This is a genomic window from Ruegeria sp. O5, from assembly GCF_056535105.1.
Genome location: NZ_JBQERN010000001.1, coordinates 522,770 through 545,655, shown reverse-complemented (window position 1 = coordinate 545,655; position 22,886 = coordinate 522,770). Strand labels below are relative to the sequence as shown.

Annotated in this window: 23 protein-coding genes; 8 read left to right on the top strand and 15 right to left on the bottom strand. The window is 56.4% G+C overall.

The window, feature by feature from the left end; genetic code table 11:
* Window positions 1-96 precede the first annotated feature (96 nt).
* The 10 genes from ACR0M3_RS02665 to ACR0M3_RS02620 form a co-directional block, all read right to left on the bottom strand.
* Window positions 97-774, bottom strand: coding sequence for an orotate phosphoribosyltransferase (locus tag ACR0M3_RS02665; protein ID WP_267366868.1), 678 nt, complete (start codon window positions 772-774; stop codon window positions 97-99).
* A 148-nt stretch (window positions 775-922) separates the two neighbouring features.
* A complete protein-coding gene (locus ACR0M3_RS02660; RefSeq protein ID WP_480772789.1) occupies window positions 923-1,915 on the bottom strand; it encodes a type II secretion system F family protein in 993 nt (330 codons plus the stop codon).
* Between the two features lie 13 nt (window positions 1,916-1,928).
* Entirely contained in the window at window positions 1,929-2,897 is a 969-nt protein-coding gene (locus ACR0M3_RS02655) for a type II secretion system F family protein (RefSeq protein ID WP_480909581.1), read from the bottom strand.
* Entirely contained in the window at window positions 2,894-4,282 is a 1,389-nt protein-coding gene (locus ACR0M3_RS02650) for a TadA family conjugal transfer-associated ATPase (protein WP_480909579.1), read from the bottom strand. Before ACR0M3_RS02650 ends, ACR0M3_RS02655 begins: the two co-directional genes overlap by 4 nt.
* Before the next feature lie 12 nt (window positions 4,283-4,294).
* Window positions 4,295-5,521: a CpaE/TadZ family protein gene (locus ACR0M3_RS02645; RefSeq protein WP_480909577.1), complete on the bottom strand. Its 1,227-nt coding sequence runs from the start codon at window positions 5,519-5,521 to the stop codon at window positions 4,295-4,297.
* A complete protein-coding gene (locus ACR0M3_RS02640) occupies window positions 5,521-6,168 on the bottom strand; it encodes a TadE/TadG family type IV pilus assembly protein (protein ID WP_267367915.1) in 648 nt (215 codons plus the stop codon). Before ACR0M3_RS02640 ends, ACR0M3_RS02645 begins: the two co-directional genes overlap by 1 nt.
* A complete protein-coding gene (locus tag ACR0M3_RS02635; protein ID WP_480909575.1) occupies window positions 6,165-6,662 on the bottom strand; it encodes a TadE/TadG family type IV pilus assembly protein in 498 nt (165 codons plus the stop codon). Before ACR0M3_RS02635 ends, ACR0M3_RS02640 begins: the two co-directional genes overlap by 4 nt.
* Window positions 6,663-6,675: 13 nt before the next feature.
* Window positions 6,676-8,214 (bottom strand): pilus assembly protein TadG-related protein, encoded by a 1,539-nt coding sequence (locus ACR0M3_RS02630; RefSeq protein ID WP_480909573.1) that lies wholly within the window; start codon window positions 8,212-8,214, stop codon window positions 6,676-6,678.
* Between the two features lie 8 nt (window positions 8,215-8,222).
* Window positions 8,223-9,182 carry a Flp pilus assembly protein CpaB gene (gene cpaB / locus ACR0M3_RS02625; RefSeq protein WP_480480662.1) on the bottom strand — a complete coding sequence of 320 codons (960 nt, stop codon included), beginning with the start codon at window positions 9,180-9,182 and terminating at the stop codon, window positions 8,223-8,225.
* A gap of 135 nt (window positions 9,183-9,317) precedes the next feature.
* A complete protein-coding gene (locus ACR0M3_RS02620; RefSeq protein ID WP_267367933.1) occupies window positions 9,318-9,482 on the bottom strand; it encodes a Flp family type IVb pilin in 165 nt (54 codons plus the stop codon).
* Window positions 9,483-10,128: 646 nt separating this feature from the next.
* Between ACR0M3_RS02620 and ACR0M3_RS02615 the strand changes: the two genes are divergently transcribed.
* Entirely contained in the window at window positions 10,129-10,845 is a 717-nt protein-coding gene (locus ACR0M3_RS02615; RefSeq protein ID WP_480869388.1) for a helix-turn-helix transcriptional regulator, read from the top strand.
* 468 nt (window positions 10,846-11,313) lie between these two features.
* Window positions 11,314-11,499 carry a hypothetical protein gene (locus ACR0M3_RS02610; protein ID WP_480473092.1) on the top strand — a complete coding sequence of 62 codons (186 nt, stop codon included), beginning with the start codon at window positions 11,314-11,316 and terminating at the stop codon, window positions 11,497-11,499.
* A 235-nt stretch (window positions 11,500-11,734) separates the two neighbouring features.
* On the opposite strand, the gene ACR0M3_RS02605 is transcribed toward ACR0M3_RS02610, so the two are convergent.
* On the bottom strand, window positions 11,735-12,781 hold the full coding sequence (locus tag ACR0M3_RS02605; protein WP_480485465.1) for a hypothetical protein: 1,047 nt from the start codon (window positions 12,779-12,781) through the stop codon (window positions 11,735-11,737).
* Window positions 12,782-12,990: 209 nt separating this feature from the next.
* Here ACR0M3_RS02605 and ACR0M3_RS02600 point away from each other — a divergent pair, with 209 nt between their 5' ends.
* Genes ACR0M3_RS02600 through ACR0M3_RS02590 form a run of 3 tightly spaced genes read left to right on the top strand, consistent with a single transcriptional unit; the run spans window position 12,991 to window position 15,643 of the window.
* Entirely contained in the window at window positions 12,991-13,590 is a 600-nt protein-coding gene (locus tag ACR0M3_RS02600) for a PepSY domain-containing protein (protein ID WP_480909571.1), read from the top strand.
* Window positions 13,591-13,628: 38 nt separating this feature from the next.
* Window positions 13,629-14,288, top strand: coding sequence for a response regulator transcription factor (locus ACR0M3_RS02595; protein ID WP_209503754.1), 660 nt, complete (start codon window positions 13,629-13,631; stop codon window positions 14,286-14,288).
* Entirely contained in the window at window positions 14,288-15,643 is a 1,356-nt protein-coding gene (locus ACR0M3_RS02590) for an ATP-binding protein (protein WP_480909569.1), read from the top strand. Before ACR0M3_RS02595 ends, ACR0M3_RS02590 begins: the two co-directional genes overlap by 1 nt.
* Before the next feature lie 125 nt (window positions 15,644-15,768).
* Here ACR0M3_RS02590 and ACR0M3_RS02585 read toward each other — a convergent pair whose 3' ends face one another.
* The 4 genes from ACR0M3_RS02585 to ACR0M3_RS02570 all read right to left on the bottom strand — a co-directional run bounded on the left by ACR0M3_RS02585 (window position 15,769) and on the right by ACR0M3_RS02570 (window position 19,248).
* Window positions 15,769-16,950, bottom strand: a complete 1,182-nt coding sequence (locus ACR0M3_RS02585; RefSeq protein WP_480909567.1) for an ammonium transporter — start codon at window positions 16,948-16,950, stop codon at window positions 15,769-15,771.
* A 209-nt stretch (window positions 16,951-17,159) separates the two neighbouring features.
* On the bottom strand, window positions 17,160-17,627 hold the full coding sequence (locus ACR0M3_RS02580; protein WP_480909565.1) for a CinA family protein: 468 nt from the start codon (window positions 17,625-17,627) through the stop codon (window positions 17,160-17,162).
* Window positions 17,624-18,121, bottom strand: a complete 498-nt coding sequence (locus ACR0M3_RS02575; RefSeq protein WP_480480677.1) for a phosphatidylglycerophosphatase A family protein — start codon at window positions 18,119-18,121, stop codon at window positions 17,624-17,626. The genes ACR0M3_RS02580 and ACR0M3_RS02575 overlap by 4 nt, the downstream gene beginning before the upstream one ends.
* Window positions 18,118-19,248, bottom strand: a complete 1,131-nt coding sequence (locus ACR0M3_RS02570; protein WP_480909563.1) for a bifunctional 2-C-methyl-D-erythritol 4-phosphate cytidylyltransferase/2-C-methyl-D-erythritol 2,4-cyclodiphosphate synthase — start codon at window positions 19,246-19,248, stop codon at window positions 18,118-18,120. Before ACR0M3_RS02570 ends, ACR0M3_RS02575 begins: the two co-directional genes overlap by 4 nt.
* A gap of 181 nt (window positions 19,249-19,429) precedes the next feature.
* Here ACR0M3_RS02570 and dusB point away from each other — a divergent pair, with 181 nt between their 5' ends.
* From dusB to ACR0M3_RS02555, 3 genes are read left to right on the top strand one after another with little or no spacing between them, the layout of a single operon-like run.
* The gene (gene dusB / locus ACR0M3_RS02565) at window positions 19,430-20,413 is read left to right on the top strand and encodes a tRNA dihydrouridine synthase DusB (RefSeq protein WP_480909561.1); all 984 of its coding nucleotides are present in this window, start codon (window positions 19,430-19,432) and stop codon (window positions 20,411-20,413) included.
* Window positions 20,410-21,498, top strand: a complete 1,089-nt coding sequence (locus ACR0M3_RS02560) for a two-component system sensor histidine kinase NtrB (RefSeq protein WP_480772779.1) — start codon at window positions 20,410-20,412, stop codon at window positions 21,496-21,498. The genes dusB and ACR0M3_RS02560 overlap by 4 nt, the downstream gene beginning before the upstream one ends.
* The gene (locus ACR0M3_RS02555) at window positions 21,498-22,865 is read left to right on the top strand and encodes a response regulator (RefSeq protein WP_480485475.1); all 1,368 of its coding nucleotides are present in this window, start codon (window positions 21,498-21,500) and stop codon (window positions 22,863-22,865) included. Before ACR0M3_RS02560 ends, ACR0M3_RS02555 begins: the two co-directional genes overlap by 1 nt.
* Window positions 22,866-22,886: the final 21 nt, after the last annotated feature.

Sequence of the window (22,886 nt, the reverse complement as noted above, 5' to 3'; positions counted from 1 at the left end):
CAACATTTGGTGTGGTGGCTGGATATCTTGACTAGATAGGCGTGCTTTGATGCGATTCGAAAATCAACTATCCCCAAGCCGTCCACAGGCTGAAAATCACGATTTTCGCGCGTCCTGCCAGCCTCGCGGGTCGTTCAGAAACGCCTCGACCCCGTCAAGTGTTTCCTGATCAAAGGCTTTTTGCGCCTTGGCCTCGGCCAGAACATCCCACCACGTGCAAAGGTGATGCAGCTTTACACCATGGTCGCCCAGCGTCTTCTCGGTTTCGGGGAAGATACCGTAGTAGAAGATCACAGCCGTATGCCCGCAGGTGGCACCAGTTTCGCGAATTGCATCGACGAAGGACAGTTTCGAACCGCCATCGGTAGTCAGGTCCTCGACCAGCAACACGCGTTCACCTTCGCTCATTGCGCCTTCAATGCGGGCGTTGCGCCCGTAACCTTTGGGTTTTTTGCGCACGTAGGTCATCGGCAATGCCATACGTTCGGCCACCATCGCGGCAAAGGGGATGCCCGCAGTTTCGCCGCCCGCAATGTTGTCAAAGGCTTCGAAACCCGCGTCCCGCATTACCGTAACAGTCAGAAAATCCATCAGCGTGGAACGAATGCGCGGGTAGGAGATCAGCTTGCGGCAATCGATATAGGTCGGGCTGGGAAGGCCACTCGCCAGCGTGAACGGCTCGCGCGCGTTGAAGTGGACGGCCTTGATCTCCAGCAGCATCCGGGCCGTCAGGCGAGCGATTTCAGTGCTATCGGGAAAAGAACTGGGGATCATGGCGGGACCTCGGCGATGAAATGATGTTTCGGGCTGATAGCCCGACCCTTGGCCCGGAGTCGAGAGCTGTTGGAACAAAAGAAAAGCGGACCCCCCTAAGGTCCGCTGTTTCCGGGTAGTCAGCTATGCGAACACCATTGTCGCTGCGTTACCCTTGCCCGAACATGTTGACCCACCGGATCAGCATTGGTGCCAGACAAATCAGCAATAGGACAGGCATCATGCACATGGCCATCACGGCAGACATCTGCACAGGCAGACGGTTTGCCTTTTCCTGGGCGCGAAGTTCTCGGTCAAGCCGCATGTCAGTGGCGAAGCGGCGTAACGATGCGGATATGCTGGTTCCGTACTGGTTGGATTGCAAAAAGGCGTTCGCGAACGAGTTCATCTCGTCGATACCGACCCGGTTCGCCATGTCCAGAAAGGCGGCCTGACGTTCTTTGCCTGCCTGCAACTCCAGTTGAAGAACCGAAAACTCCTGCGAGATTTCCGGAGCTGCCTTGGCCATTTCATGCGAGACCCGGATCATCGCCGCGTCAAAGCCCAGCCCGGCCTCGATAGCGACTTGCAGCAGGTCAAGCGCGTTAGGCAGGCTGTGTTCGATGGCCTGGCGGCGTTTCTTTATGCGGCGCCGCAACCACAGTGCCGGGCCATAAAAGCCCAGGACCATCAGTGCCGTCACGATCTGCATTGTGTTTATCCAGGTAACACCCTGCAAAAGGTCGGCGATCCCTAACTGAACTTGCGTTTCGATCGGCAAAGCCATGGTTGCGACGAACGCGGCAGGCAACACAAATCCCAGGACGACCCGAAAGGTATAATAGGTGCGAATGGCGTGCTTTTGCCGAATTCCGGCCTGTTTCAACAGCTTCCCGATCCTGGAGCGTTCGCGTTTTGACGACGGGACGAAGGCCTTCAGCAGCCCGTGCGGGTCGCTGTTGTCACCCTGGATAAGGTCAAAATCCTGCCCATGCCCTTGTGAAACCGACCCAACGCGCATACGGCGTGCTGCCGTGTTTTCACTTGCCGTAAATCCGGAAAGGCCCATGACGACAAAGAAAACACTAAGGGCAATACCGACCAACAGGATCAACTGCGGTGTGATGCGCGGATCGTTTAGAATGTCCTGAAGAATATCCATATCCCAATTCCCCTTAGAATCTGAATTTAACCAGCCGCTTCAGGATGAAACCCTGGGCAATTGTCAGGCCAATGATCACCTGGGCGAAATACGGAAACAGCGGATCGCTGCGTACGTCGCCGTAAAATGTTGGCGTGGAGATCTCGATCGAAAGATAAATGATGACCGGCAAAATCGTGAGGATAAGGCTGCTCAGGCGACCTTCGGCAGAGATTGCCTTGATCTTTTTTTGCATCGTGTGCCGGTCGCGGATGGTCTGGGACAGAATGCTTAGAACGCGGGACAGGTTGCCGCCGGTTCCATGCTGAATGCCGATACTTACGGCAAGGTATTTTGCATCCTCTGTTCCGACCCGTTGCGCAAAGTCGTGAAAGGCGGTCGCGACGTCATCACCATAGTTGATCTGGTCTTTGATGATGCCAAACTCTGACCCGATCGGATCCGGCAGATCAGAGGCAACGTTTCCAACCGTCACTGCAACGGGATGCCCCACCTTTAGCCCTCGAGCCATCAGGTCTAACGCGTCAGGCAGTTGTTTCGTCAGTTTCTTCGCGCGGGCGTCTTTCATGGCGACCAGCACGATAACCGGGCCGATGAGGCCGAACACAGCGCTCAGAATGACTGCCAGTTCCGGTGCAAGGAACCGGGAGGCCCCGAAAAAGATCATCATAACCAGAAGGGAGACGGCGAGCACGACCCAAATCGGGTTGACCGTCAAACCAGCTTGCACAAGCAGACGGCGAAACCGCGTAATCAGCCCGGCTTTTTCACCAGCAGCCAGCATTGCGGGATCGCGAAGCAGCTGCAACACCTGATCCGTCGAAGCCCCGTTCTGGATCAGTTTCATGCGGCGGTTTCTGGCTTCGCCATGCGTTTCCTTGCGCGCCAGAAGCTGGTGAACGCCTTCGTAGGCAAGCAGAATACCCAGAAAAATCGACACGTAGATCAGGATGTTCAGTATGTTGGGCTGAAGGTCAATCATGATGTCGTCGCCCCGTGAATAAACATGTTGGTGTCCACATCGACACCCGCCGCCACCAGCTGGTCGAAGCATTTTGGCCGTATGCCGGTCGGCAGGAACTCTCCCAGAACGTCGCCGTTTTCAGACTTGCCACGGCGCTTGAAGACAAAGATGTCCTGCATCGTAATCGTATCGTCTTCCATGCCCGTGATTTCGGAAATACTGACGACCCTGCGTGTCCCGTCGCTCAGACGGCTGAGTTGCAGGACGATCTGAATGGCCGAGGCGATTTGAGACCGGATGGTTCTGACGGGCAGGTCCGCCCCCAGCATCGTCACCATCTGTTCGACCCGGCTGAGCGCATCGCGGGCCGAATTCGCATGTACGGTCGTCATGGAGCCGTCATGTCCCGTATTCATGGCCTGAAGCATGTCAAAGCATTCGGCACCACGGACTTCGCCGACAATAATGCGGTCAGGCCGCATCCTGAGCGCGTTGCGCACCAGATCCCGCTGCGTGATCACCCCTTGACCTTCCGAGTTGGGGGGACGGGTTTCCAAGCGGACGACATGGCTTTGTTGTAACTGAAGTTCGGCCGCATCTTCGATTGTCACGATACGCTGCTTGCCGTCGATATAGGATGAAACGGCATTCAGCATTGTTGTTTTGCCCGAACCGGTGCCGCCAGAAATCAGAATGTTCAGCCTGGCTTCGACCAGCGCGGCCAGAAGTTTGGCTGCCTGTTCGTTCATGCTGTCCCGCTGGACCAACTTGTCGATGGTCAGAGGATTGCGCGAGAATTTGCGGATCGACAGCGCCGGCCCATCAACTGAACACGGGCGGATAATCGCGTTGACCCGGCTTCCGTCTTCCAGACGCGCATCGACCCATGGCTGGGATTCATCAATACGGCGGCCGACCCGGCTGACGATCTTGTCAATGATCCGAAGCAGATGGCGTTCGTCGCGAAAGCGCACGGAGGATTGCTCGAGCAGGCCAAATCGTTCCACATAGACCTGATCATAAGAGTTGACGAGAATGTCGTTGATGGTCGGGTCTTCCAAAAGGGGTTCCAGCGGGCCCAGACCCATCACTTCGTGAATGAGCTCATCAACAAGGGCCGTAAATGCCTCGGACCGTAAATGAAGGCGTTCGGCCTCGATCAGCCCTGTGACCAGCGCGGCGATCTGACGTTTCAGTTCGGACCGTTCGACCTTGTCGATCACAGACAGGTTCAGACGGTCGAGAAGCTCACTGTGCAGGCGGCTTTTAAGCTCCAGATGTGCTTGCAGGTCAACGTCCACCGGCTCTGGTGTTGCTTTGGACTTTGGCACCTCGATCGGCCGTTCCAGAATCAACACGTTCGACTTGGACGCGGCCCGGCGTGATTTGTACTCGTTAAACACGGCGATCTCCCATTATGCAGTTTTTTGTGTGGCTGGCCGGGTGCCTTCGGACATGGACGCAGCCAGTTTCGTCAGGGCCTTGCCAAGGTCCGAATGCGGCTTCATGTCCACAATCGGTCGTCCCAGATCGACCGCGTTTCGCGCAATCTTGGGGTTGTCCGGCAGCCAGTGCTTCAGTTTCGTTTCCAGCACTTTTTCGGCCTCGCGAACGTGTGCGGGTTTGATCAGCGTCTTCCGTTCGAGGTTCACGACAACCTCGACGGGCAGGGCCACGTTCGCCTCGCGATAGAAATCGATCAGGCGCCGGGTCTGGCGAACACACGGAACCGTGGTGTCAGTAACCAGTGCAAGTTGGTTCGCGCGTTTAAAGATGGGTTCGACCCATTCCACAACGGCACAGGGCAGGTCGATGACAACATAGTCGTACCGGCGCTGAAGCAGGTCGAGCATCCCCTCGATCAAGCCCGGTCGTATGGATTGAAGCGGAACCAGCGGCACGGGCGCGCACAACACATCAATGCCGAGCGTATGGTTCTGAAGGATCGACGTCAGGAAATGATCATCCGGCTCTTCCTGATTTTCGATGAGTTGGAGGCATCCCCCATTATCTTCAAGATCCAGAAACACGTTCGCGTTTCCAAATTGCAGATCGAAATCCAGAAGCGCGACGCGGTTTTTCGCTTTTTTCTTCAGGAAGGATCCTTTCCCGCCCACCAGCGAGCAGGCAAGGTTGACTGCGACCGTTGACGCTCCGATTCCACCGCGGGATTTTGCAACCGGGATCACCGTGCCAAGGGCAGAGGGGCCATTTCGAATGAACCCTTGCGGAAGTGATCGGGAAGAGATTTTTTCTGCTACTGCGGCTTTCAGCCCATCCTCGTCAATGGACAGGGGCAGAACCTCGTCGATGCCGATTTTCCGCAATTCGCGGGCGACCGAGATCGAAACGTCATTCTGCGTCAGCGCAACAAACAAGGTGTCGTCTTGTCGATGGGTCAGCAGGTCCTTTACGGCCAGAACCTCGCCCGCGTCGCAGGGGTCGATTTCAAAAATAACCAGGTCATGCTTGAATGCCAGATTGCGCGCCGTGCCGTTCAACGCTTTGAACGAACCCGCATTCTCTGAGATTTCGTTATTTTGACCGGCGGGAAAGGCATTGGCGACCACCTGAGCGACGGTTTCGCTTTCAGATACAAGCATGACGGAATGTGAATTGAGATTGGAAACGTTCTTAACCATTAACCTGACTCTCCTGATGCCAGGTCTTCGGCAGGCAGCGAAACGCTGAAATTGGAAAACCCGGCTGTTGAAGGAATTGTGCTGCTGGTCGCGCCCGCGGCATTTGCAAGCGCGGCCAGCGGCGACACGAACTGAAAATCATTCAGGTTCAGCTCAACCGTGACCATGGGTGTGTAAGGGCCACCCAGGAAGCCCAGATTGGAATTGAAGTCATAGGAAAACTGCAAGGCGTCAATCGTCGTGCCGGGGGGCAGCAACGGGTTGATGCGCCCCCAGATTTCAGATGCTGTGGTGTTGGTGGCGTCACCCACACAAGCTGGCGTTACGGGGTCGGCACATACGCCAGCCGACGCACTGCATGGGGTGCCAAAGCGAGGGGACAACGCGGATGTTCCCCGCGTGTGGGTTTGTGGCACACCCGGACAGGCCGCAGGGCGCACCACAGCGATGCGCGCCGCCAACTGTGCGGCTTTTTGCGCGTTCACTCCGCTGTATGATAGCCGACCAAAGTCCAGCAATGCCAGGAACAGGAAGGAAAACAGGGACACCACCAAGGCAAACTCAACAAGAACCCCACCATTCTGGTCGCGCAGCATCTTGTCCGCGACCTGGCGCAAGATAGCGCGGTTATTCCGCAACCGTGTCATTGGCCAAATATCCGCGATGTGTCAGCGACGTTGGTGGTTATCGATGACGCGCCGCTGCCGAAAAGCTTCAAAATGCCCCCCAGCGGGAACTGAACGGTGATATTGGCGCTTACCTGACCGACGGGTGCCGGGTTCATGCGATACGTGCCCGACACGCAGGACAAGCTGGGCGTTACTGAGTTGACGGTTATACTGGGTGGAAACAGGCTGTTGCCATGAATGTCACGCTCGACAATCCCTTTCAGAGTTGTGCTGAGCCCCGCGACAGTTCCGCCAGACGAACAGATATCCGAGGGCGTGACGCGCGACATATAACGGCTGGCATCACGGACCCCGGCAATGACCGACTGGTACGACCACATGAGGCGTGCGGATTCCAATGTCACCGCCAACAGCAGCAGCATAATCGGCATGACAAGGCCAAACTCGACAAGGATCGCACCATCTTCGTTTTTGGCGAAGCGTTTGAAAGGGGATCTGAGGCGAATACACATGAACACTCTGCCCCTATCGATACAACTGTACGACGTCGCGAAAGATGCCGCCGAACCCGTTGCCGCCGCTGCCAACACCGGTCACATCGGGGAAACCGACGACCTCTCCGTGGATGTCGAAACTGGGGGGCGAGCCGCCGTCATCACCCACCGGTTCAGTCAGGAACACGGCAACAAATTTTGTGACTGGAACTCCGGTGGTCGAACCGGATACCGGGTTTTGCGCGCAATCAACACCAGCAGCCGTAACAACGCGCCGCGCCGGGTCTTCGGACATCTGGCTGGAACACATCGGGCGGCCGGTTTCAGCAAGCGAAGGGTCCAGAATGGAGCTTGCGTTCGGCGGCGCGTGTGGGTTTGAATTTCCGTAGGCTATTTCCCTCAGATACATTCCGTACCGCGTTCCTGCGAAAACGGTATCCGACCCGGACAGCGCGGGCAGATGTGTGTCGCTGCCGATGCCGTCGGCAATCCCATCTGCCAGATCGTGGTTTCGATTAAGGTACCCGGTTCGATCCCAGTTGCCGTCACCGAAACGGTTGTTTCCACCGCAGGTGCCCGCCGTCATGCACAGGTCGCGCCCCAAACCTGTTGTATCAGGGGTCGTCTGTTCATTACCCTGAATGCAAGCGCCGCCACCGTTGCTTTCAATCCCCTTGATCACATTTGGTGCGGGCGCGAAATCGATATTGTTCTTCTCACCGTTGAGAACCGAGCGGTAGATGTCAAAGCGGACGTTGAATGCAGCGTTGGTAATGCCGTTTTTCTGGCCGGGTTCGGTGTTCAGACCATTGGTCAGAACACATTGGGTGATCTGGCTTTGCGCCGCGATCAGACAGGCCAGCTTATTGCCCCCTTCGTCGGCACATACACCCGAGCTGTCTTGGAAATTCGCCAGATCAATAAAGCCGAAATTGCCCGGACCCCAAGCCGTTCCGTTGCCGCCACTGCGCAGCAATATCTGGTCGCCTACGGTCAAAGTGGATTCCCAATTCGGGGGCAGGCAGAACATCAGGGGTGAAATATCGCACGCCGCTTTCGAGTATCCGGCCACTGCCTCGGCTGAAACGCTGGCAGCAGAAAACCCAGCCCCGCCAAGCATCTTGTCCAGCGCCGAAGCCAGGCTCATCGTCAGGGATTTAGGTGTCAACACGATCTGCGCGAACCTGGCCTTTCGTGGATCGGTTGTAATATCTGCGCCAAGCGGGGTCAGATCCGATGCCGGAAGCGCCGAGTGAAACAGGAGAGAATAATCCGAAGATCCTGAAAGCGTGGTCGCCCCGTTCGCGAATGTCTGGCTATCGCTGACAAGATTTGCTGCTGCATTTGTGGCTCGCGTAATCGCGTCCGGTTGGCCGTCCAACTCTCCCGCTGCGGCCAAAGCTACGTTGTCGGCGAATGACTGAAGCTCTGCATGTGTCGAATTCAACCGGCCAACGTCCAGTGTGATTGCAAAGAACCCAAGGAATGCGACCAAAGCAGTGCCCCACAGGATCGCGACGGTGCCGTTCTCCTCTTGGGCGAATGCGGATATGATAGCGCGAGTTGGCATGGCTGAACTTATTGACCGGGTGTCTGACTGACTTTGATTGGGCGAATGCGGGGTTTGACGCGCGGAGTCGCGGACGCCGGCGCAAGCTGCGCATCTTTTTGGGTATCAGGTTGCAATTCGGCGGCGGGCGCAGTTTCTGTTGCCTGTTCCGCTTCTTCCTGTTGCCGCTGGATGGTCACAACCTCAGTCTCGGTTCCCCGGCGCAGCTTTACAGTGGGTTGAATATCCACCTTTTCTACCGGTCCTTCCTCCTGCAACAGATCGCGCAGGCGAACCATCTCCATGGGTTCATCCTCGACGCTGTCCAGGGTGCGCAGTGTCAGGCTCAGGGTTCCGGCCTTTTGAGCCAGGGCCAGACGTTGACCTTGCTGCGGGGTCACTTCCACCGTAATCGTGCGGGCGACCTCCGGCTGATCGCTTAATTCTTCCGACTGCTGGTCCACGCCAATGACGCGAATATTCTGCAAGATGGTGACCGCGCGCAGGTCCTGCTTGGCACCTTGGGTCAAGACGATATCAACGTGATCGCCTGGGGTAACAAAACCGCCCACGGCTGTTACAGCATCGACCTCGATCGCCATGGCGCGTGTGTTTTCACCCAACTTCTGAACAAGGGTGACTTTTTCTCCAAAGTTCGAAACCTTGGAAAGAAGCATTACTTCGCCGGGATAGAACCGGCCCTTGGCGCGCCGCAGCTGACGGCGATTGTTTGGAACAAGTACATCAATGTCCGTGAAAACTCCGGCCGGGAGCGCCTCGCGCGGCCAGGGGTGAATTGTGACGTCGTGCGCTTCGATCGTTTGACCAAACGCGATTTCTGATCGGGCCACGTAGATCTCAACCAGATCGGCATCTGGCGAGACACCGGCAGTGCTTGTCTTAAACTGAATGTGATCTTTCGCCAGGTAAACGGAACCGGACGCTATCGCAATTCCAAACAGTGTAGAAATGATTGGCCTGATACGCATCACTCTCTCCAACAATTACGTTCTGAAATATGGAACTTCGGTCGTCTTGTTTTCGCGAAATTCCTGGCGGTGAACTCTGCGCCGCAACAGTGGCGCGGCGGCACAGAGCTCTGTATTTTGGTAAGTGTGTTTGGGTCAGCAGGTCGCGCTACCCAGAGCAGCGCATGCACCAGTCACGTTTGTGTTGGTAGTGGTGCCCAGATACGAGAATGCGCCAACTGCAATCGACGCCACGACCAAAAGAGCCAGGCCATATTCGACAATTGCTGCACCGCTTTCATTCTTAACAAACTTCTTCATGAATTTAGTCATTATTTCCCCCAAATAGGTTAGACGTTATCAGCGCTCCGTATTCTTGAGCGCAAGCCAGGCGAAAATGCATTAGCTCGGGAATCAGAATAGGAACGGGGGAAATGCGTGCCTTCCTTCAAAGGTAATTGAAATACACCTTTTGGTTGAATCAATTGAAGAAAATCACCCTTTTGGGCGAATACATTTAACCCTGCGTTAACAACGTATTAACGTTCAGCGAATCGCCCTTTTTCGGAAACAATGAACTGAGCCGGGTCGCAATTGTGAGCGGGATGGTGGTTGATTTTTACTGACCGGTCTGGCGTTTGCGGATTGGCATCGTGCGGTTCAGTGATGACAAGACTTAGAAAAGCATATTAAAAACAGATATATAAAGTTTCTTAAAAGCCTTTGTTTGAAAACTTCCCGCGCAGACAAGCCGATAATTCCGGTTGCTGTGACTTCGAAAGGAACACAAATTTGTTGTAGTAACCCGAACCTGTTTGTTTGGTCGGTCTGTTTAGTTGAATGGTTAATTGTTATGAGTGTGAGTTTTTTAAAGAGCGCTCAGGCGAGGGAGAGTCTGGACTTTGTAGTGGAGTGGACTCAGGCCCTATGCGGTAATGGCTCCGTGTCTCGATCCGTAAATTGTTTAATGCGCCTGGCAAATGCTGATGCGGTTCTAATTGTCAGAATGCAGAAAAAGGATTGGAAGGCAAAGCATATTGCGCGCTGTTGTGTCCAGCAGGGGAAAATCTGGCCTTCACAGCCGCAAACGCAGGCAGAGTTGGTTATTGGAGAATGTATATCAACGGCAAGGCCGGGTTCAGTCTGGAAACTATCAGACTTGGTGTTATCCGACGCATCATCAATGTCACACTATCGGCTTCAAAAGCCTGAAGGGCTGGTGGAGGTTATCCTAATTCCGCTGGACGTAACCGGGGCGCAGGTTGATTACATTGAGCTGCATTACAGTATACGCCCGCAGGCCTGCGAACTGGATCTGCTAACTGCTCTGGCACCAACACTATCGTCTGGCTGGGGCAAACGCTTGCCCGGAACGGTTGCTGCCTGTTCCGAGGTTCTTCGGAGTCACCGGTCCAAATTCAACAGCAACAATCGCTTTGTCCCGATCCTTGATCCACACAATCCGGCCGACCTCAGCAGATGCGAGTTTCGGGTGTGCGCGATGATGAAAGAGGGAATGACTGTGAAGACGATTTCGGAGACTCTGTCCATTGGCCCGACAACAGTTCGTTCGCACCTAAGTTCTATATTTTCCAAAACAGGGGCAACGAGCCAGGTCGAGCTTTTGCATCTGTTAAACCGAAACGTTGATGCTGACAGGGGTTTTGCTCAGATCGCGGGTTAGTTAACCGAATGTATTGCTACCGGGACGACCTGAAGACCGTTTTGGTTTTCAAAGGATCCATCCGCCGTCATGGTCCTGCCCTTTATGGTGCCGCGCAGGTCGACCAACCGCTGAACTGTGTCGCAATTTCGTCGGCTGTTTCGTAGATTTCTTTCTTCGGCCGCAGTTTTACCCCCAAATTCGGTGTAAGAAACCTGACTCGCTCGCCATAGACGTATGTCGCTTTTCCTTGGGTTAAACAACCTTACGGAGTAGGGAGAGAGTGCCTTATTTTTTTATCCATCTGGCCTGATTGTATCTGTTGGCGAAATAATATCCTTTTTTGTTAATTACTTAGTCGTTGTTCATGATTTCGCGACAACATTAACATAATGTGAACAATGTATTCTCTGAGTGTTCAACTGGCTCGGGGCATACTGATCGCACAGGCCGGGCAAACCACGTCCGGTTGAATGGAAGGGGAACAGCATGATCAAGACTGCTATTGAGGTTGCGCCGTATGCATGTGCGACAATGCAACCCCATAATCCCGTCATGAACGGCGAAGTTTCAAGTAATACAAATTCGAGCAGCAGTCGCTTCCCTCCTATCGAAAATGCACTGACAGAAATCGTAAATAACAAGCGACTAGAAGAGGCAAACCGGGACTTCTGAAAATCAGACGTCCGATGGATTTCCGGATCAACTTGATCAGGGAAAGATAAAGCCCGCTCCGAATTGGAGCGGGCTAATTTTTTTCTCAGTAACCTTTGCCAACTTGCGTCGGGCATAAGCGCAATACAACCTGGCGGTCAGGATCTTAATGAGAAAGTCGGGCCAGCCAAACGGCTGGTAATCACTTAGCTGGCCCGGTCTTTTGCCCACTTCATAAGAATGAAGGCAAAAGCTGTTAGCTATCCAGTCCGAGCATTGCCTTTACAGCAGCCTCGACCTCGTCGGTGACGGGTTTGTTCGCAGCGTCTTCCAATGCCGCGCGCTCATCGAGTGACTGCTGCTCAACGGCGTCTGCCAGGTCTTCGACGTCTTGCATGGCTTCCTCGTACTCCAAGGCTGCCTGTTTTTCGGCATTCAGGCTGTCAGCGGCATCTTTGGAAGCTTGCAGATCATCGTTTGCGTCCTGAAGTGCGTCCTCGATATCAGGATTGGTGCCTCCCGCATCTGCCAGTTGCTGTTCGAGATCATCGACGATGTCCTGCTTTTCCTGAACATCGGCCAGCGCATCCTCAAGGTCGTCATTGATTTCAGCGCTGGAGCGCTCCGGCGGGGTCATATCATCCAGAAGGTCTTGTTTTTCGGCAAGCTCAGCTCGGATGCTGTCGCCAGCCAAAACCGTGTCGCGATAGGTTGCAATGCGACCGACGCGCGAATTCGGGGCAGCGTTCTGGAGGGCCTTCTCACTTGCGTTGGCTGCGTTCAGTGCGCCCAGTTCCGAAGGGTGGACGCCCAGCGCGGCAGCCAGTTTATTCCCCTTCTTGTGGGAATCGGTCAGGTCCGTTTCCTCGACCTGAACCTTAGATTTTGTCGCGTGCGCTGACGGTGCGGTCTTGGTCTGAGTTTTCGTGGACTTCTTACCGGTAAACAGTTCTTTCAAAGAGAACGATTTTCCCTTCGAAGATTTTGACTTCGAACCCTTTGCGCCAGAGGTAGTGCGCCCTGACTTGCCGGCGGATTTTGAGCCGCCACCTTTGGTCGCGCCATTACCGCCGCTGTTGCCTTTGCCCTTTCCGGCACTGTCGCTGTTTCCTTTGCCACCACCGTTACCACCGCCGTTTCCGTTACCACCACCATTGCCACCGCCGTTTCCTTTACCGCCGCCTTTGCCATCTTTTGCATAAGCCACGTCAGGAAATGCAATCGCGCCAACAATTGCGGTGGAGCCTAACATTGCGATTGCGAGTGCAGAGGCTTTCAGCAAGCCGGTCATATTGGTTTTCATAGCGTTCCTCGTAAATCGAAGGCGTGTTTCAGTGGTCCGACATAGTTTTCCAAGATTCGCACACAGGCAAACCGCTTGCCGGAATCAAGATCTGACAGGTGCTATCTAAACCGATCATCATTGAACCCACGCCAAACTGGTCGTTCATCCCCAGTTCATGTTGAAATCGGTAGATTATGTAGGTGGTTGCGCAGTAAAGAGTGCCGAAGATGAGAAAGCTCTTAACCATTATGTTTCTTATTGTCTTTCTCCAGCCCGGAGAAAGCAATGCAGCCGTTCGTGAGCTGAAGCAGGCAGAACTGCGCAAAGCAACAACCTCGGGCAACGCAATCCGGTTGCAGAAAGTCATCAAAGGGGTCGAACAGGTCTTTGGCGGTACGCCTATTGATGCGCGAGCTTTTCAGGCCGACAAAGTTTACTACCGCGTACTGGTCAAAAAGCCGAACGGGAAGATTGTCAGTGTTATTGTTAACGCAAAAACCGGCGTTGTCGTTTCCAACGGGTCCAAGATCGGCAAACAAATCTCAGAAGCGGCCAAATCTGCGCCCGGAAACTCGGCCAATGCGAAATCTCAAGGCAAGTCTTCAGTCAAAGCAAATGGCGGTCAAAGCGGCAACCGCGGGAACAGCGGTGGCGGTCGCGGCAACTCTGGTGGCAATGGCGGAGGCAACTCCGGAGGTAACGGCGGCGGCAACTCCGGTGGTAACGGTGGTGGCAATGGCGGTGGTAACGGTGGTGGCAATTCTGGTGGCAATTCTGGCGGCAACGGTGGTGGAAACGGTGGCGGCAACGGCGGTGGCAAAAAGTAATGGTTAAACTGCTATTCGCGCGCCTATAATTCCCAAGTATGAGAGTCTTACTGGCAGAAGACGAGCCGCACCTTTGCGAGCAGATCAAGAAACTGTTGAACGCTGAAGGTCGGGTCGTGGACATTGTGAACAGCGGCCTGGAAGCTTTGCATCTCGGCGCAACAGAACCTTATGACATGATCATCCTCGATATTGGATTGCCGGAACGCGACGGCATTTCAGTTCTGCGGGAATGGCGCAGCGCGGGCATCAAGACCCCGGTGCTGATCCTCACGGCCCGCGATGGCTGGAGCGAAAGGGTCGACGGGTTGGACGCAGGCGCGGACGACTACATGACCAAGCCGTTCCATATGCCCGAACTGGCAGCGCGGGTCCGCGCCATTCTGCGGCGGCAGAGCGGTCAGTTGAATCCCGTCGTTGAAATGGGAAATGTTGTGCTGGACACCCGCAACGGGCGTGTAACGGCGGATGGTGTGCCAATCGACCTGACTGCGCAAGAGCTGGCTGTTCTCACGTATCTCGCCCACAATGTTGGGCGTATGATTTCAAGGACCGAGCTGTCAGAGCATATCTACGAATACGACGGGGACAGAGATTCGAACACAATTGCCGTCTTTATAACCCGTCTGCGCAAAAAACTTGGCCCTGATCTGATCACAACGATTCGGGGTCGCGGATACATGATCGACTCCGCCTGATGTTATCCCTGCGTCAACGGGCTCTACTGGGGGGGATCGCGTCGGGTGCCCTTTCAGTGGGTGTCGGTACGCTGGCCGTGTTCTCGTTCATCAATGCCCGTGTTTCAGACAGGTTTGATACCGCATTGCTTGATCGTCACACGCAACTGGTCGTTGGGTTGAGCGTTACGACCCATGACCCGGATGCGCTGCGGAATCTGATGTTCGATCCAGCCTATGGCACACCGTATTCCGGCAGATACTGGCAAGTCAGCAACAGCGAAGGTGAGATCTTTACGTCGGCTTCCTTGTTTGATGAAGTCATTGCCGAACCGCCGGGGAACCCTGATGTAACGACGCTTTGGAACACGCCTGGTCCGGAAAGCGAAGCTTTACGAGGAGCCTTTCAGAAAATTACCTATGAGGATGGAACGGTCTGGGGGGTCAGCGTTGCCGAAAGTCAGGCCCAGCTTGTCGCGGAACGCCGCGCTGCACAACAAAGCCTGCTTCCGGTTTTTGCGCTGGTTGGTCTGATCGGTGTCGTTGGGTCGCTACTTCTGACGTCAATCATCCTGACGCCACTCAGAAAGCTTCGGTCAGATGTGGCGCATCGTTGGGATCGGGACGAAGACCTTAGGCCAGGCGATTATCCAGAAGAGGTGTCTCCTCTGGTCGAGGATCTGAACCAGCTCTTGCGTCGAAACCGGGAAATCGTATCGGGATCACGTCGTCAGGCGGCAGATTTGGCCCATGCCCTGAAAACGCCTACTGCAATCATGCGCAATGAATTGGTGCTGTTGTCCGAAGCGGGAGGTTCTACGGAAACCGCTGTGGAAGCTCTCGACCGCATTGACGCGCAACTGGGCCGGTCTTTGGCCAGAATGCGGGCGCTGAACACTGCAGATTTGACCCATTCTCGTGCTGATCTGTCTCATTCGATTGATCGACTGGCGCGTCTGTTCACCACCATGGCCGAGCGCGAAGGAAAGTCATTGGAAATCGAACGCGACCCGGGTCTTTGGGTGCGTATGGACGCGCAGGATATCGAAGAAGTTTTGGGCAACCTGCTGGATAACGCGGTCAAATGGTGCAAACATAAGGTCCGCGTGACGGCTGGGAGAACCCAGAACGGGATCGAAATTGTGATTGACGACGATGGTCCGGGAATTCCTCAGGACGCTCACCGCGAGGCGCTGCGATCGGGGGGGAGGCTGGATACCTCTGTTTCGGGCAGCGGCCTTGGGCTGGCCATCGCGGTTGATTTGTTAAAGGCCTATGACAGTCGACTTGATCTGGGTGCATCCAGCTCGCTTGGCGGTCTGGAATGCCGGATCGTAATTCCGAAGGGAACCAATGCGCATCCTGCGACGGGCTGATCATTTGCCCTGAAGGTTCAGGGTGCTTTGGGTGTGACGTAGGTGGACAAGGCGCCAAAACAAGAAAAGCGGACCCATGACAGGTCCGCTTTTGCCCTTGCGGGCGATAGGCAGCCAAGGTGGGCTTAGCTGCTCATGTCATAGGCCCGCTCACCATGTACCGAGAGGTCGAGGCCATTTGTCTCGGTCTCGGCGTTTACGCGAAGTGGTGTGATCAGTGCAACCAGTTTGACCAACACAAACGTGGCAGCTGCCGCAAAGACACCCACGATAACCAGCCCGCCCAACTGTGCGGTCCATGTGCCAAGGCCGAACAGGGCGATCATGATGGTGCCGAAGATGCCTCCGACGCCATGTACCGCGAACACGTCCAATGTATCGTCGATATTCAGCTTGTTGCGCACCAGACTGACGGCTTCCTGACACAGAATGCCCGCGACAGCACCGATGATGAGGGCCTGAACCGGACCCACAAAACCCGAAGCGGGCGTGATCGAGGCCAGACCTGCAATTGTCCCGGTGACAAGACCCACCATCGAGGCTTTGCCAAAGCGGATGCGTTCCCAAAGCGCCCATGTCAGTGACGCAGTTGCGGCGGACAGGTGGGTAACGGTCATCGCCATCGCAGCGCCACCGTCCGCGGCCAGTTGCGAACCGCCATTGAAGCCGAACCAGCCGACCCACAGCATCGCGGCGCCGACCATGACATAGCCGGGATTATGCGGCGGGGTCGTTCGGTTTCGGCGCGGGCCAAGGATGACGGCGATGATCAGGGCTGCCAGACCAGCGGTTTCGTGCACCACGATACCGCCAGCGAAATCACGCACGCCAATGTCACCCAAAATACCACCATCGGACAGCATTCCACCGCCCCAGATCCAGTGAACCACCGGCGCATAGCACAGCAGCATCCACAGCGCCGAGAAGGTGAGCACAAAGCCAAAGCCCACCCGTTCAACATATGCGCCCACGATCAGGGCCGGGGTGATGATGGCAAAGGTCATCTGAAAGGCAAAGAACAGGATTTCTGGGAGAGTGCCAGCAAGGCTGTTCACATCAACACCGTTGAGGAAAGCCTTGCCCAAACCACCCCAAAGCCCACTTTCACCGGGTCCAAAGGCGATGGAGTACCCGGCCACCAGCCACAGAATGCTCATCAAACAGGCAATGGCAAAGCAATGCATAAAAACGCTGAGCACGTTTCGGGCACGTACAAGCCCGCCGTAAAACAAGGCCAGACCCGGTAATGTCATGAAAAGGACCAGTGCTGTAGCAACTATGATCCAGGCTGTATCGGCTCCATTCATGGGCCGCTCTCCTTTTCCCTGCATGGTTTCCCGGGCAGGTCATCTGACAACGCCCGGGATCGAGTGAGTGTATGTGCAGAGCCTTGAAGCGGAGGGCAGGTGAGGAAAAAAGAGGCAATACCCGAATTGGTCGCCTATTTTGTCGCCTTTTGTTCAAGTGATGACAGTTTTGGCGGCTATGGGCAGATAATGCCTAAAAAAGGTGCGCGTTATGAAAGCCAGGTCAGAAGCAACGCCAGCGCATGATCCCGCGCGGCGCGGCGCACCGCATCCCGCCCTTGCGCGCCAAACTCAATCGTTTCTGTTCGGGTTTCCCGGCCTTCTCTGGCCAGTCCGAAACATACGCGCCCTTCGGGTTTGAATTCAGACCCGCCCGGCCCGGCAATGCCGGTAATCGCGACGGCAAGCTGCGCTTGTGAGTTGCGCAATGCGCCTTCGGCCATTTCGCGAGCGACCTGCTCGGACACTGCGCCGAAAGCCTGCAGGGTTTCTGCCAGCACACCCAGCATGTCCTGCTTGGCCCCGTTGGTATAGGTAACAAAACCCCGATCCACGACGGCCGAGCTGCCGGGTATATCAGTCAGGGCCGCAGCGACCATACCGCCGGTGCAGCTTTCCGCAGTGGCGATCATAACGCCCTGCGCTTTGGCGCGGTTCAGCAGGTCGGGCACGTTCATAGGCCCAGAACCCCGTGCGTGATGCCAGCCAGAACCATCACGCCAACGGCTGCGAAAATACCCGCAATCACGTCGTCCAGCATCACTCCCATAGGATCGCCGCGACGATCTGCCCAACCGACGGGGCCGGGTTTGGTGATGTCGAACAGGCGGAACAGAGCGAACCCGGCAACCCAGCCGGGCCAGAGGGCGGTAATGTCGATCCCATGCGCCCAGGACGGATATGAGATCGCCCAGAGGGCAATGAACTGGCCCGCGACCTCATCGATGACGATTTCCGACGGGTCGTGATCGTCCTGGCCGTCGGTCATCACGCGCGTGGCCCACAGGCCGCCTGCGAACACCACGAGCGTTGCGATTGCCAGCAATGGGAATCCGCCCAGCGTGTGCAGGACCCAAGCCATCGGCAGCGCGGCCAGCGAACCCCAGGTGCCGGGGGCAGGGCGTATATATCCGACGCCGCCAACGGTGCCAATCAACTGCGCCGCGTTCATGATTTCACCAGACAGGCCGTCGCAATCGATGCGATGCCTTCACTGCGACCGGTGAAGCCCAGACGCTCGGACGTGGTGGCCTTGATCGAGACCTGATCGGCACGCAAGCCCATGATTTTGGACATTTCTTCGCGCATAACAGCGGCGTGAGGGCCAATCTTCGGGTATTCACAGACCAGCGTACAATCCACGTTCGAGATGCGATACCCCATCTGTCCAGCCAGTTCGACCGCGTGACGCAGAAAGATCTCGCTGGCGGCCCCTTTCCATTGCGGATCCGAGGGCGGAAAATGCTGTCCGATATCCCCTTGCGCCAATGCGCCATAAATCGCGTCGGTTACAGCATGCATCCCGACATCCGCATCCGAATGCCCCTGCAACCCGCGATCATGGGGAACCTTCACACCGCAAAGGACCACATGATCCCCGTCGCCAAATCGGTGCACGTCATAGCCGTTGCCAAGTCTTACATCCATATCCATTCCCATGATACGTTCCGCCCGGGCAAAATCCTCGGGGCGGGTGATCTTCAGGTTGTCCGCATCGCCCGGTACGATGCAGACATCTACCCCCGCCGCGCGTGCAACCTCAACATCATCAGCAGCACCGCCCGGATGCGCCGCATGGGCGGCGGTGATGGTGTCATAGTGAAAGCCTTGCGGTGTTTGCGCCGCAAACAGGTTGCTGCGGTCTTGTGTGCCAGTCACGGCCCCGTCTTGTCCTATCCACAAGGCGTCAGTCACCGTCAGTCCGGGGGCGGCGGCCTGATGTGCATCCAATGCGTTCAAGACGTCCTGAATGGTGCGCGACGAAACGCAGGGTCTGGCAACGTCATGAATCAGGACGCGCTTCACGTCGAGGTGCGCCAGGGCTTTCAAACCATTGCGCACAGAACCCGCGCGATCTGTGCCGCCCGAGGCGAGGATCAGATCGGTATCACGAAACTCCTCCCAGACCAGAGTGTCTTCGTCGGATAAGACCAGAACGATATGGGCGACCTGTCCGCGGAACCGATCGATTGTCCAGTCTGCCACGCGACGGCCTGCAAGGCCGCGCCACTGTTTTGGGACGTCGCCCCCTGCGCGCAGGCCGCGGCCTGCGGCGACTATGATGGCAGCTGTGGTCATGCCGCGCGCCCTCCATTTTGTTGCGTTTGTTTAGGCGGCGGTGATTGCAGTGGCAATCACCTATGGTCGGGTGATTAAAAAATAGGCAGATGATGGTTTTGCGGGCTTGTTGCGCGTCGTTTTGTTGTTCATATGCGTGGAATTCGATATCAGAACTGCAACTGCCCAAGGATTAAGCACGTTGACTTTGCGCTTCGCTGACAAATTCGTAACATCGCCGGTTTTGCTGGCCCCGATGGCCGGAATCACAGATCGCCCGTTTCGGGATCTGGTTATGCGCTTTGGTGCCGGCATGGTCGTCAGCGAAATGGTCGCCAGTCAGGAGATGGTGCAGGCCAAACCCGGAGTGCGGGAGCGCGCCGAACTGTCCGCCGATGTGGAAAACACAGCTGTGCAACTGGCAGGGCGCGAGGCGCATTGGATGGCCGAGGCCGCGCGTCAGGTTGCTGATCGTGGAGCGCGGGTGATCGACATTAACATGGGGTGTCCTGCCAAAAAGGTAACAAATGGGTATTCCGGTTCGGCCCTGCTGAAAACACCGGACCACGCACTGACGCTGATCGAGGCCGTTGTCAGTGTAGTCGACGTTCCAGTGACATTGAAAACCCGTCTGGGGTGGGATGACACCCTGCTGAATGCCCCCGAGGTTGCGCGCCGTGCACAAGAGGCAGGCGTTCAGATGGTTACGATCCACGGACGCACGCGATGCCAGTTCTACAAGGGGCGCGCTGACTGGAGCGCAATCCGGGCCGTGAAACAGGCCGTGTCGATTCCGGTTATTGCGAACGGAGATATTGTAGACACAGCAACCGCACGAACCGCATTGGAACAATCTGGTGCAGATGGGGTCATGGTCGGGCGTGGCGCACAGGGTAAACCCTGGCTACTGGCGCAGATCAGTCACGACCTTTACGGGGCGGATGCGCCGGATATTCCGGTCGGGAATGACCTGATCGACATGGTGCGCACGCATTATCAGGCGATGCTGGGATTTTACGGTGCCGATCTGGGCCTGCGTGTCGCCCGCAAGCATCTGGGATGGTACATGGATCAGGCCGCAACCCCTGCGCCGCTGCGGCGGGCGGTTCTGACGTCGCGCAGCACGGATGAAGTCCTGCGTCTGCTTGGGGACGCACTTGCCGAAACGGGCGAGGTGGCGGCATGAATTCCAACGCCAACATCTGGAACTCATTGCCGGTTCCGGCTTTTATTATTGATGAAAACGACCGCATCGCAGATGTGAATTCGGCGGGCGAGGGGTTTTTGAATGCCTCGCGCCGGTCGGTAATCGGGCATCCGGTATGGGACCAGATCGCCGTTGACGCACCGCTGGAGGAAGCATTCCTGCGCGCCCGCTCGCAAGGCACGCCACTGTTTGTAAACGATGTGGATGCGGGTTCTGGGAATCGCGCGCCGTTGCAATGTGCGTTGCAGATCGCGCCTCTGGTCGGCCATCCGGGGTCGATGATCATGATCATAACGCCTCGTGAACTGGCGGGCAGGATGACCTTGGGCAACACGGTCAAGTCAGCGGCGCAGTCGGCGATTGGCATGGCCGAGATGCTGGCGCACGAGATTAAGAACCCGTTGGCAGGGATTACCGGTGCAGCGCAACTGCTGAGCATGAACATTTCGTCACAGGATCTTGAACTTACAGACCTTATTGTGGCCGAAAGCCGAAGGATCGTGAAGCTTCTGGAGCAGGTCGAGCAATTCGGCAACTTGCAGAAACCGGACCTCAGGCCGGTCAACATCCACGATGTGCTGGACCGTGCAAGGCGGTCCGCGCTGCTGGGATTTGGCGCGGATATGACAATCATCGAGGATTACGATCCTTCATTGCCGCTGGCCTATGGCGATCCGGACCAGTTTCTTCAGGTGGTCCTGAACCTGCTGAAAAACGCATCCGAGGCTGCGGGGCCGCAGGGCGGTACGATCCGTCTGCGCACTTATTTCGAACACTCCTTCCGCCTGCGCCGAAGCGACGGATCGGGTCATTCCCTGCCGTTGCAGATCGAGATCATCGATGACGGTCCGGGCCTGCCCGAGGATATCCGGGGTGATATCTTTGACCCGTTCGTGTCGGGCAAGGAAAACGGCACTGGTCTGGGGCTGGCGCTGGTCAGCAAGATCGTTTCCGACCATGACGGCTGGATTTCCGCCGACTCCGTGCCCGGCCGCACCGTATTCAAACTGTCGCTGCGCCGCGCGCCGCGAGATGCAACCGAACACAAGAAGGAGAGCACCTGATGGATGGCACCGTACTGGTTGCGGATGACGACCGCACAATCCGCACCGTTCTGACTCAGGCGCTGACGCGGGCCGGATGCAAGGTGCACGCAACATCTTCGCTGACCACCCTGATGCGTTGGGTCGGCGAAGGCAAAGGCGACGTGGTGATCTCGGACGTTGTCATGCCCGATGGCAACGGTCTGGAGATGCTGCCGAAGATAGCAAAGGATCGCCCTGGATTGCCGGTTATCGTGATTTCCGCGCAAAACACGATCATGACCGCAATTCAGGCGGCTGAGGCTGACGCATATGACTATCTGCCCAAACCGTTTGACCTGCCGGATTTGATGAAACGCACGGCGCGGGCGCTGGATCAGAAGCAGCGCGCACAGCCGGAACCCATACAGGCAGGTGGTGAGCGTCCGGATGAGCTGCCGCTGGTCGGTCGCACGCCAGTCATGCAGGCTTTGTATCGGTTGGTCGCCCGCGTGATGAACACCGACCTGCCAGTTATGATCTCGGGTGAAAGCGGAACGGGTAAGTCGCTGATTGCCCGGGCAATTCACGACTTTTCGGACCGGCGTACATTACCCTTTGTCACAGTCACCGCAGCCGACCTAAGCGATCTGGAGGGCCCGGCCCGCGTGATGGCGCGGGTGCGTGGCGGTACGCTGCTGATAGATGAAATCGCGGATATCGGCGATGAAATTCAAGCCCGCGTGGTGCGTATGATGGATACGCCCGGCGATCATGTTCCGCGTTTCATGGCAACCAGCCAGACAAACTTGACCGATGGGATGGAAAACGGCCGTATCCGTCAGGACCTGTATTATCGTTTGTGCGGGGCGACGATCCACGTGCCCTCGTTGCGCGAAAGGGTCGACGATATTCCGCTGCTGGCCGAACATTTTCTGGCTCGGGAAGAGAAGGAAAGCGGAAACAAGCGGTGGCTCAGCCCGGAAGCGGTTGAGTTGGTGCGGCGCTATTCATGGCCGGGGAATGTGCGGCAACTGGAAAACGCCGTTCGCCGTTTGGGGCTGACCAGTCGGGCAGATGAGATTTCAAAGGCCGAGGTGGAAATGGTGTTGGGCAGCCAGCCCGAAGCTGCACCGGTTCTGAGCGGCGGCGAACGCGAGAAGCTTTCAACCTCGGTCGAGCGTCACCTGCGACGGTATTTCGATCTGCACGGCAATATATTGCCGCCACCGGGCCTCTATCAGCGGATTTTGCGTGAGGTTGAGGCCCCGCTGATCGAAATCGCACTGGATGCAACTGGTGGGAACCAGGCAAAATGTGCTGATTTACTTGGGATTAACCGAAATACGCTGCGAAAAAAGATTACAGATCTCGATATACAGGTGACACGGCGCCGCAAACTGATGTAATATCGCCACACAAACCGTGGC

Bases quoted from the DNA above. Each gene is read 5' to 3' on its own strand.
- ACR0M3_RS02665 (WP_267366868.1), bottom strand. From the start codon at position 774: ATGATCCCCAGTTCTTTTCCCGATAGCACTGAAATCGCTCGCCTGACG.
- ACR0M3_RS02660 (WP_480772789.1), bottom strand. From the start codon at position 1,915: ATGGATATTCTTCAGGACATTCTAAACGATCCGCGCATCACACCGCAG.
- ACR0M3_RS02655 (WP_480909581.1), bottom strand. From the start codon at position 2,897: ATGATTGACCTTCAGCCCAACATACTGAACATCCTGATCTACGTGTCG.
- ACR0M3_RS02645 (WP_480909577.1), bottom strand. From the start codon at position 5,521: ATGGTTAAGAACGTTTCCAATCTCAATTCACATTCCGTCATGCTTGTA.
- ACR0M3_RS02640 (WP_267367915.1), bottom strand. From the start codon at position 6,168: ATGACACGGTTGCGGAATAACCGCGCTATCTTGCGCCAGGTCGCGGAC.
- ACR0M3_RS02635 (WP_480909575.1), bottom strand. From the start codon at position 6,662: ATGTGTATTCGCCTCAGATCCCCTTTCAAACGCTTCGCCAAAAACGAA.
- ACR0M3_RS02630 (WP_480909573.1), bottom strand. From the start codon at position 8,214: ATGCCAACTCGCGCTATCATATCCGCATTCGCCCAAGAGGAGAACGGC.
- cpaB (WP_480480662.1), bottom strand. From the start codon at position 9,182: ATGCGTATCAGGCCAATCATTTCTACACTGTTTGGAATTGCGATAGCG.
- ACR0M3_RS02620 (WP_267367933.1), bottom strand. From the start codon at position 9,482: ATGAAGAAGTTTGTTAAGAATGAAAGCGGTGCAGCAATTGTCGAATAT.
- ACR0M3_RS02615 (WP_480869388.1), top strand. From the start codon at position 10,129: ATGCGCCTGGCAAATGCTGATGCGGTTCTAATTGTCAGAATGCAGAAA.
- ACR0M3_RS02610 (WP_480473092.1), top strand. From the start codon at position 11,314: ATGATCAAGACTGCTATTGAGGTTGCGCCGTATGCATGTGCGACAATG.
- ACR0M3_RS02605 (WP_480485465.1), bottom strand. From the start codon at position 12,781: ATGAAAACCAATATGACCGGCTTGCTGAAAGCCTCTGCACTCGCAATC.
- ACR0M3_RS02600 (WP_480909571.1), top strand. From the start codon at position 12,991: ATGAGAAAGCTCTTAACCATTATGTTTCTTATTGTCTTTCTCCAGCCC.
- ACR0M3_RS02595 (WP_209503754.1), top strand. From the start codon at position 13,629: ATGAGAGTCTTACTGGCAGAAGACGAGCCGCACCTTTGCGAGCAGATC.
- ACR0M3_RS02590 (WP_480909569.1), top strand. From the start codon at position 14,288: ATGTTATCCCTGCGTCAACGGGCTCTACTGGGGGGGATCGCGTCGGGT.
- ACR0M3_RS02585 (WP_480909567.1), bottom strand. From the start codon at position 16,950: ATGAATGGAGCCGATACAGCCTGGATCATAGTTGCTACAGCACTGGTC.
- ACR0M3_RS02580 (WP_480909565.1), bottom strand. From the start codon at position 17,627: ATGAACGTGCCCGACCTGCTGAACCGCGCCAAAGCGCAGGGCGTTATG.
- ACR0M3_RS02575 (WP_480480677.1), bottom strand. From the start codon at position 18,121: ATGAACGCGGCGCAGTTGATTGGCACCGTTGGCGGCGTCGGATATATA.
- ACR0M3_RS02570 (WP_480909563.1), bottom strand. From the start codon at position 19,248: ATGACCACAGCTGCCATCATAGTCGCCGCAGGCCGCGGCCTGCGCGCA.
- ACR0M3_RS02560 (WP_480772779.1), top strand. From the start codon at position 20,410: ATGAATTCCAACGCCAACATCTGGAACTCATTGCCGGTTCCGGCTTTT.
- ACR0M3_RS02555 (WP_480485475.1), top strand. From the start codon at position 21,498: ATGGATGGCACCGTACTGGTTGCGGATGACGACCGCACAATCCGCACC.